Source organism: Achromobacter sp., from assembly GCF_036567245.1.
In the GTDB taxonomy this organism is placed as follows: domain Bacteria; phylum Pseudomonadota; class Gammaproteobacteria; order Burkholderiales; family Burkholderiaceae_B; genus Achromobacter.
In genome coordinates, this window is the sequence record NZ_DATCUY010000453.1 from 1 (window position 1) to 7,547 (window position 7,547).

The 7,547-nt window shown below is 67.7% G+C and carries 9 protein-coding genes; 8 read left to right on the top strand and 1 reads right to left on the bottom strand.

Annotated elements, in window-relative coordinates; genetic code table 11:
- From VIR09_RS19435 to VIR09_RS19465, 7 genes are all read left to right on the top strand, one after another.
- Positions 1 to 273, top strand: a 273-nt coding sequence (locus VIR09_RS19435; RefSeq protein ID WP_332014350.1) for a response regulator transcription factor, incomplete at its 5' end; no start/stop codon positions are given.
- A gap of 78 nt (positions 274 to 351) precedes the next feature.
- A complete protein-coding gene (ubiU, locus tag VIR09_RS19440) occupies positions 352 to 1,368 on the top strand; it encodes a ubiquinone anaerobic biosynthesis protein UbiU (RefSeq protein WP_332014351.1) in 1,017 nt (338 codons plus the stop codon).
- Complete coding sequence (locus tag VIR09_RS19445; RefSeq protein WP_332014352.1) at positions 1,365 to 2,258, top strand: U32 family peptidase; 894 nt, start codon at positions 1,365 to 1,367, stop codon at positions 2,256 to 2,258. Before ubiU ends, VIR09_RS19445 begins: the two co-directional genes overlap by 4 nt.
- The gene (gene ubiT / locus VIR09_RS19450; RefSeq protein WP_332014353.1) at positions 2,255 to 2,677 is read left to right on the top strand and encodes a ubiquinone anaerobic biosynthesis accessory factor UbiT; all 423 of its coding nucleotides are present in this window, start codon (positions 2,255 to 2,257) and stop codon (positions 2,675 to 2,677) included. The genes VIR09_RS19445 and ubiT overlap by 4 nt, the downstream gene beginning before the upstream one ends.
- Positions 2,678 to 2,799: 122 nt before the next feature.
- Complete coding sequence (locus VIR09_RS19455; protein WP_332014354.1) at positions 2,800 to 3,516, top strand: SDR family oxidoreductase; 717 nt, start codon at positions 2,800 to 2,802, stop codon at positions 3,514 to 3,516.
- Positions 3,517 to 3,633: 117 nt separating this feature from the next.
- The gene (locus VIR09_RS19460) at positions 3,634 to 4,926 is read left to right on the top strand and encodes an O-acetylhomoserine aminocarboxypropyltransferase/cysteine synthase family protein (RefSeq protein ID WP_207467693.1); all 1,293 of its coding nucleotides are present in this window, start codon (positions 3,634 to 3,636) and stop codon (positions 4,924 to 4,926) included.
- 3 nt (positions 4,927 to 4,929) lie between these two features.
- Positions 4,930 to 5,757, top strand: coding sequence for an alpha/beta fold hydrolase (locus VIR09_RS19465; RefSeq protein ID WP_332014355.1), 828 nt, complete (start codon positions 4,930 to 4,932; stop codon positions 5,755 to 5,757).
- 3 nt (positions 5,758 to 5,760) lie between these two features.
- Here VIR09_RS19465 and VIR09_RS19470 read toward each other — a convergent pair whose 3' ends face one another.
- Positions 5,761 to 6,690, bottom strand: coding sequence for an AraC family transcriptional regulator (locus tag VIR09_RS19470; RefSeq protein WP_332014356.1), 930 nt, complete (start codon positions 6,688 to 6,690; stop codon positions 5,761 to 5,763).
- A 164-nt stretch (positions 6,691 to 6,854) separates the two neighbouring features.
- Here VIR09_RS19470 and VIR09_RS19475 point away from each other — a divergent pair, with 164 nt between their 5' ends.
- Positions 6,855 to 7,412 carry a carboxymuconolactone decarboxylase family protein gene (locus VIR09_RS19475; RefSeq protein ID WP_332014357.1) on the top strand — a complete coding sequence of 186 codons (558 nt, stop codon included), beginning with the start codon at positions 6,855 to 6,857 and terminating at the stop codon, positions 7,410 to 7,412.
- The last annotated feature ends 135 nt before the right edge of the window (positions 7,413 to 7,547 follow it).

The window sequence follows — 7,547 nt, forward strand, 5'->3', positions numbered from 1 at the left end:
CCCATGGAGCTCGTGGCCCCCGCCGGCAGCCTGGCCGCGCAGGCGCCGCAGCCGGGGGGAAACGCCGAGCGCCACCGCCTGACCGCGCGCGAGACCCAGATCGTGCAATGGCTGGCGCGCGGCGCCAGCAACAAGGTCATCGCCCGCGAACTGGACGTGAGCGAAAGCACGGTCAAGATCCACGTGCAGAACGTGCTCAAGAAACTGAACCTGACCAGCCGCGTGCAGGTCGCGGTGTATGCCGTCGAACACGGGCTGTACACAGAAGAATAGGGCCGCGTGCGGCGCTCAGCATGCGCCGTTTGATCTGCGACAAGGCCGGGGGCGTGGCGGCCCCATAGACTGGCCGGCATGGAAACTCGAACCTCTCCCATGGAGCTCGTGGCCCCCGCCGGCAGCCTGGCCGCGCTGAAGGCCGCCATCGACGCCGGCGCCGACACCGTCTACCTCGGGCTCAAGAACGCCACCAATGCCCGCAACTTCGCCGGGCTCAACTTCACCGAAGGCGATATCCGCGCGGGCGTCGAGCTGGCCCACAGCCGCGGGCGGCAAGTGCTGTTCGCCATCAACACCTTCGTGCAGGCGGGCAGGGCGCCGGAGTGGCGCGCCGCCGTGGACGCGGCCCACGGGCTGGGCGCCGATGCCGTCATCATGGCCGACGCCGGGCTCCTGGCCTACACCAGCGATCGTTATCCCGACCTGCGCCTGCACCTGTCGGTGCAGGGCTCCGCCACCCACGCCGACGCCATCGAGCTGATGAAGGAACAGTTCGGCATCCGCCGCGTGGTGCTGCCGCGGGTCCTGACCCTGGCCGAGATCGCGCGCATCTGCGCCAACGTCAGCGTCGAGGTCGAGGTGTTCGGCTTCGGCAGCCTGTGCGTCATGGCCGAGGGCCGTTGCCTGCTGTCGTCGTACGCCACCGGCGATTCCCCCAACAACAAGGGCGTCTGTTCGCCCGCGCATGCGGTGCGCTGGTCGGAAGAGAACGGCCGCATGGACGCGCGCCTGAACGGCATCCTGATCGACCGCTACGAGCCGGGCGAACCGGCGGCCTATCCCACCCTGTGCAAAGGCCGCTTCGACGTGGACGGCCAGGCCGACCACGCGCTGGAGGAGCCCACCAGCCTGAACGCCATCGGCCTGTTGCCGCGCCTGGCGGAGATGGGCGTGTCGGCGATCAAGATCGAAGGGCGGCAGCGCAGCCCGGCCTATGTCACCCAGGTGGTGTCGACGCTGCGCGCGGCCTTGGATGGCGCGCACGCGGACGCCTCCCGCTTTTCTCCCCGTCCCGAATGGAACGCCATGCTGGCGCGCCATTCCGAGGGTTCCCAAGTCACGCAAGGCGCATTCGAACGTCCATGGAAATGAAACCTAGCGCATACCGGATCTCGGTCGCACCGCTGCAGTACTACTGGCCGCGCCAGCACACGCTGGATTTCTACGCGGCCTTGGCCGACAGCCCCGCCGACATCATCTACGTGGGCGAAACCGTCTGTAGCCGCAGGCACGAGCTGCGCGCCGAGGATTGGCTGGAGCTTGCGCGCGACCTGCGCGACGCGGGCAAGACGGTGGTGCTGTCGGGCCGCACCCTGATCGAGACCGGCGCGGAAGCCAGCGCGCTGAAAAAGCTCTGCGGGCAGGACGACTTCATGGTCGAGGCTGGCGAGCTGGGCGCGGTGCGGCACCTGAACGGCCGCGCCTTCGTGGCCGGTCCCCACATCAATGCCTACCACGGCGGCACCCTGGAATGGCTGGCCGGGCGCGGAGCGGCGCGCTTCGTCGCGCCGCTGGAAATGGACAGCAAGACGCTCTCCCGCCTGATGGCCGAAAAGCCCGCCGGCCTGGAGGCGGAAGTCATGGTGTGGGGCCGCATGGCGCTGGCATTCTCGGCGCGCTGCTTCACGGCGCGGCACTTCCGCCTGAAGAAGGACGATTGCGGCTTTCGCTGCATTGAGCATCCGGACGGGCTGGACATGCGCACGCGGGAATCGCGCGACTTCCTGGCGATCAACGGCATCCAGGTGCAGTCGGGCGCCTGTCTGGATCTGCTGTCGCAGGCGCCGGAGCTTGCTGCGATGGGCGTGCAGGTGCTGCGGGTGAGTCCGCAATCAGCCGGCACGCTGGAAGCGATCGCCGCGCTGGATGCGACGCGGCGCGGCCTGGCGCCGCTGGAGGCGCAGCCGCCTGCGGGCATGGTCCGCTGCAACGGCTATTTCCACGGAAAGCCCGGCATCGATCTGTTGGAGGCTGCCGCATGAGCGCAGCGATTCAAGTGCCCGGCGTGTTCGCCAGGCTGGGCCGGCGCCTGCCCGCGCCGTTTGTCTCGCTGCATTTCACCGCGGGGCTGGAACTGGCGCGGCGCCTGAAGTGGCTGACGCCGCCAGCCGAACTGGAAGGCCGCAGCTTCGCCATCACCGTCGAGGACCTGGGCCTGCGCAGCAGCTTCGCCGTGCGCCAGGGCGCTTTTCGCCCGGTATGGAGCGGCGCGGCCGCTGAACTGGAACTGGGTGCCAGACTCGCCGATCTGCTGGCCTTGATGCGTTCCGAGACGGACGCCGATACCTTGTTCTTCCAACGCCGGCTGCGGATCTCGGGCGACACGGAGCTGGGGCTGATCGTCAAGAACTGGCTGGATGCCGCGCCACGGCCGGCGTGGCTGCAGGGCGCGGCGCGTTGACGGCGCAATGCCCGCCGTCGCTTGCGGGCATTGCGTGAATTCGCCAGGGATCGTGCTATACCGGGCGTCGTTGCCGCGGGGGAGCTTGGCGCTTTCCCGGGCGTGATCGGACGGAGGTAGCAATGCGGATCATGGTGGTGGGCGCCAGCAAGGGACTGGGCAGGGCATTCGTGGAGGGACTGGGCCAGGATGCCGCGCTGATCGTGGGCGTGGCCCGCCGCGCGCCGCAGGATATCGCCGTTGCGCCTGGCTGCGAACTGCGCTGGATCGAGGCCGACCTGTCACGGCCCGAGGCCGCCGTCCAGCAGATCGCGGCGCAGGCGCCGGATGAACTCGATGCCATTCTCTACAACCTGGGGGTTTGGGAAGAACACGCCTTCAGCGAGCACTACGACTTCCTGGCGGACTCGCCCAAGGAAATCGCGCGCATGGTGGACATCAACGTCACCGCTACCATCCTGTTGCTGCAACGGCTGATTCCCCGCGTCCTCGGCGCGCGCAAGCCGCAGATCATCCTGACCGGCTCCACCTCGGGACTGGCCGGCAGCGGCCGCCCCGAAGTGACCTTCGGCGCGTCCAAGTACGCGCTGCGGGGCATCGCCGACGCCTTGCGCGAGAACTTCAGGGCGCGAAGGCTGGCGGTGACCTGCCTGCAATTGGGCTACCTGAACACGGAAGACGGCATGGATGTGCCGCGCGACGCCGCCAGCCAGCGGGGCGAGGGCGGCTTGATACCGGTGCACGACGTGGTGGCGATGACGCGCACGCTGCTGAATCTGTCCGATGCGTCGTTCGTGCGGGAAATCGTGATGCCGGCGCTGATGGACGAGCGCTTCTGAAAGGCGAGCCTGCGGTGATATGGTTATGAGCGCCTGGCGGTATCCATATCCCGCCCGCATAACTACAATCCGGCCTGGACTGCATACCTCGCCATAAGCATCAACAAGGAGACACGCGTGACCCAATCGAATAAGCCGTGGCGGCTTGAGACCATTGCCGTGCATGGCGGCTATCGCCCCGATCCGACCACGCGCGCCGTGGCCGTGCCCATCTACCAGACCGTGGCCTATGCGTTCGACGACACGCAGCATGGCGCCGATCTGTTCGACCTCAAGGTGCCGGGCAACATCTACACCCGCATCATGAACCCGACCACCGACGTGCTGGAGCAGCGCGTGGCGGCCCTGGAAGGCGGCATCGCCGCGCTGGCGCTGGCTTCGGGCCAGGCTGCGGTGACCTACGCCATCCTGACCATCGCCGAAGCGGGCGACAACATCGTCTCGTCCAGCACGCTGTATGGCGGCACCTACAACCTGTTTGCGCACACGCTGCCGCAGTATGGCATCACCACGCGTTTCGCCAATCCGTCCGACCTGGCCGCCTTCGAAGCCCAGATCGATGACCGCACCAAGGCGATCTTCGCGGAATCGGTCGGCAACCCCTTGGGCAACATCACCGACATCGCCGCATTGGCCGAACTGGCGCACCGCCACGGCCTGCCGCTGATCGTCGACAACACCGTGCCGTCGCCTTACCTGCTGCGTCCCATCGAGCACGGCGCCGATATCGTGGTGCAGTCGCTGACCAAGTACCTGGGCGGCCATGGCACCAGCCTGGGCGGCGCCATCATCGACTCGGGCAAGTTCCCTTGGGGCGAGCACAAGGAGCGCTTCAAGCGCCTGAACACGCCGGACGTCAGCTACCACGGCGTGGTCTACACCGAAGCCTTCGGCGCGGCCGCCTACATTGGCCGCGCCCGGGTGGTGCCGCTGCGCAATACCGGCGCGGCGATTTCGCCCTTCAATTCGTTCCAGATCCTGCAAGGCATCGAGACCCTGGCGCTGCGCGTCGACCGCATCGTCGAGAACACCGTCAAGATCGCCAACTACCTGCGCGAGCATCCCAAGGTGGAATGGGTCAACTACGCCGGCCTGCCGGACCATCCCGACCACGCCCTGGCGCAGAAGTACCTGGGCGGCAAGGCACCCGGCTTGTTCACCTTCGGCGTGAAGGGCGGCCGCGAGGCCGGCGCGCGCTTCCAGGATGCGCTGCAGCTGTTCACCCGCCTGGTCAACATCGGCGACTCCAAGTCGCTGGCCACGCATCCCGCGTCCACCACGCACCGCCAGCTCAATCCCGAAGAGCTGCAGAAGGCGGGCGTGCGCGAGGAAACCGTGCGCCTGTCCATCGGCATCGAGCACATCGACGACCTGCTGGCGGATCTGGATCAGGCGCTGGCGCAGGTGTAAGCCATGACGATGCTTCCCCGCAGAACCTGGTTGAAGCTGGCCGCGGGCTTGCCCGCGCTGGCAGCAGCGGGAGCGGCCGGGGCGGCAGTTCCGGCCGCTCCCGCCAGGCAGGCCCGGAACTACGTCCTGGCCCACGGCTCATGGCATGGCGGCTGGTGCTGGCGTCCGGTGGCGGACCGCCTGCTGGCGGCCGGCCATCGCGTGTACGCGCCCAGCTACACCGGCATGGGCGACCGCGCCCACCTGCTGAGCAAGACCATCACCATCGATACCTTTGTCGAGGACCTGGTCCAGGTCATCGAGACCCAGGAGCTGAAGGACGTGATCCTGGTGGGCCATAGCTTCGGCGGCATTCCCATTACCGGCGTGGCCGACCGGATTCCGCAGCGGCTGGCGCATCTGGTGTACTTCGACGCCATCGTGCTGCAAAGCGGCCAAAATGCGTTTTCGGTGTATCCGAAGGCGGATGCCGATGCCCGCATCGCCGCGGCCTCGAAGGCCACCGATGGACTGGCTGTGCCGATTCCCGATCCGCTGCCCGCGGCCTGGGGGTTCACGCCGGGCAGCGCGGACCATGACTGGGTCAAGCGCCGCCTGACCGCGCATCCGCTGGCCAGCTACACCACGCCGCTGAACCTGAAGAACCCCATCGGCAATGGCGTGGCCCGCACCTACATCCATTGCACCCAGCCCGAGCTGGCGGTGCTGGACGAATCGCGCAAACTGGTGAAGTCCCAAGCGGGCTGGAACTGGGTCGACATCGCCGCGCCGCACGAAGCGCACATCACGCATCCGGCCTTGCTGGCCGATCTGCTGCTGGGCCTGGGCTGAGGCTCATGCGCTGCTGGTGAGCGTAGTGAGGCGCTTGCGCAAGGCCGATGGCGCAACGCCTTCGGTGCGCTGGAATGCGCGGCTGAAGGCGGCCTGCGATTGGTAGCCGACCCGTTCGGCGGCGTCCTGGATGCCCATGCCATGTTCCAGGTGGCGCCGCGCCACCCGCATGCGCAGCAATTGCAGCAGCTGCGCGGGCGTGGTGCCGCTTTGCAGGGTGAAGCGGCGGTGGAAGGTGGCCTTGGACATATGCACGCGGTCGGCCATGTCCTGCATGCTCCAGGTTTTGGCGGGCTCGGCCAGGATGGCTTGCAGCAGTCCGGCCATGGCGGGGTCGCGGGCCAGCACGAACAAGCCGTAAGCCTGGCGGTCATGGATGGCCAGATGGCGCAACATGAAGAAAATCAGCAGGTCGGTCAGCCGTTCCAGTACCACGGACGAAGCGCCCGGCTCGCGGGCCGTTTCTCCCAGGATCAACTCGAATACGCCGCGCGCCGTGCGGAAGCGTTCGTCGCCGGCGCGCAGGACCAGGTAGTCGGGCAAAGTGTCGGCCAGCAGGTCCGCCAGTCCGGGCCGGAACTGGAAGAAGCCGCAGGCCAGGCCCGTGCTGTCGGCCTGGCGCGGCAACAGAGGTTCCATGGCCGCGCGCTGCGCGCCTCCCGCGGCCGGTTCCAGCGGCGTCAGCGCATGCGCAATGTCGCGAAGGAAGAAGATGCCATCGCCCGCGCCCAGCGTGAGCCTGTCCCGGCCGTCGTCCACGTCGACCTGGCAGCGGCCGTGCAGGATCAGATGGAAGCTCGCGCGTGCGCGCCCACTGGTGCTGGCGGACCAATTGCCGCAGTATTGGCCCAGGTGGTACAGGCTGGATTGGACCTCCAGGCTGGACAGCAGCAGGGCGTCGACGGCGGCTTGGTCGGTAGCTGATATGGTCAATGGACCGGCGCAGTTTGCGGGCATCATCGGGGCATACGTTTGGTTATAAGCGCATAGCTGAAAGTCGATAAGATCGAGCATCAAGTTGCGATCTTCGCGCATTGTCGCTTGCCGTCCGACGCGAGCACAATCATGTCTTCAACGATAACCCGCAGGAGATCTTCATGTCCCGTCTGCCCGTCCATACCGCGCAAAGCGCTCCCGAACCGACGCGCGCCGCGCTGGCTGCCGCGGAGCAGGGCGCGGGCTACCTGTCCAACCTGCTGGGCGTGCTGGCGAATGCGCCGGTGGCGTTGGAGGCTTATCAGACACTCTCGCAGATCAATGCGCGCGCCGGCCTGACCTTGCAAGAGCGCGAGGTTGTGCAATTGGTGGCCGGCACGCGCCACGGCTGCACATTTTGCGTGGCGGGGCACACGGCGCTGGCGCGCAACAAGGCCAGGCTGTCGCCTGAAGTGGTGGAAGCCCTGCGGGCCCAGGGCGTGCTGCCGGATGAACGCTTGCAAGCCCTGGCCGCCTTCACCGAGGCCGTGATCCAGACGCGCGGCCGCGTCAGCGACGAGGCCCTGCAAGCCTTGCGCGACGCCGGCTACACGGATGGCAACGCGCTGGAAGTCATCGTGGGCGTGGGGCTGGCCACCATTTGCAACTTCGGCAACAACCTGGCGCAGACGCCGTTGAACGAACAGTTGCGCGACTACGCCTGGAGCGGCGCGCAATGACGGCGCGATCCGCAGGGCCGTTGCTGCCGACCGATCTGAGGGCGTGGCTGGAGCAGCACGCCGACGCGCTGGACGACGGCAGCCTGGATGCCGCCACGGTGCTGCCGCGACTGGCCGCGGCCGGCGTGTTCCGGC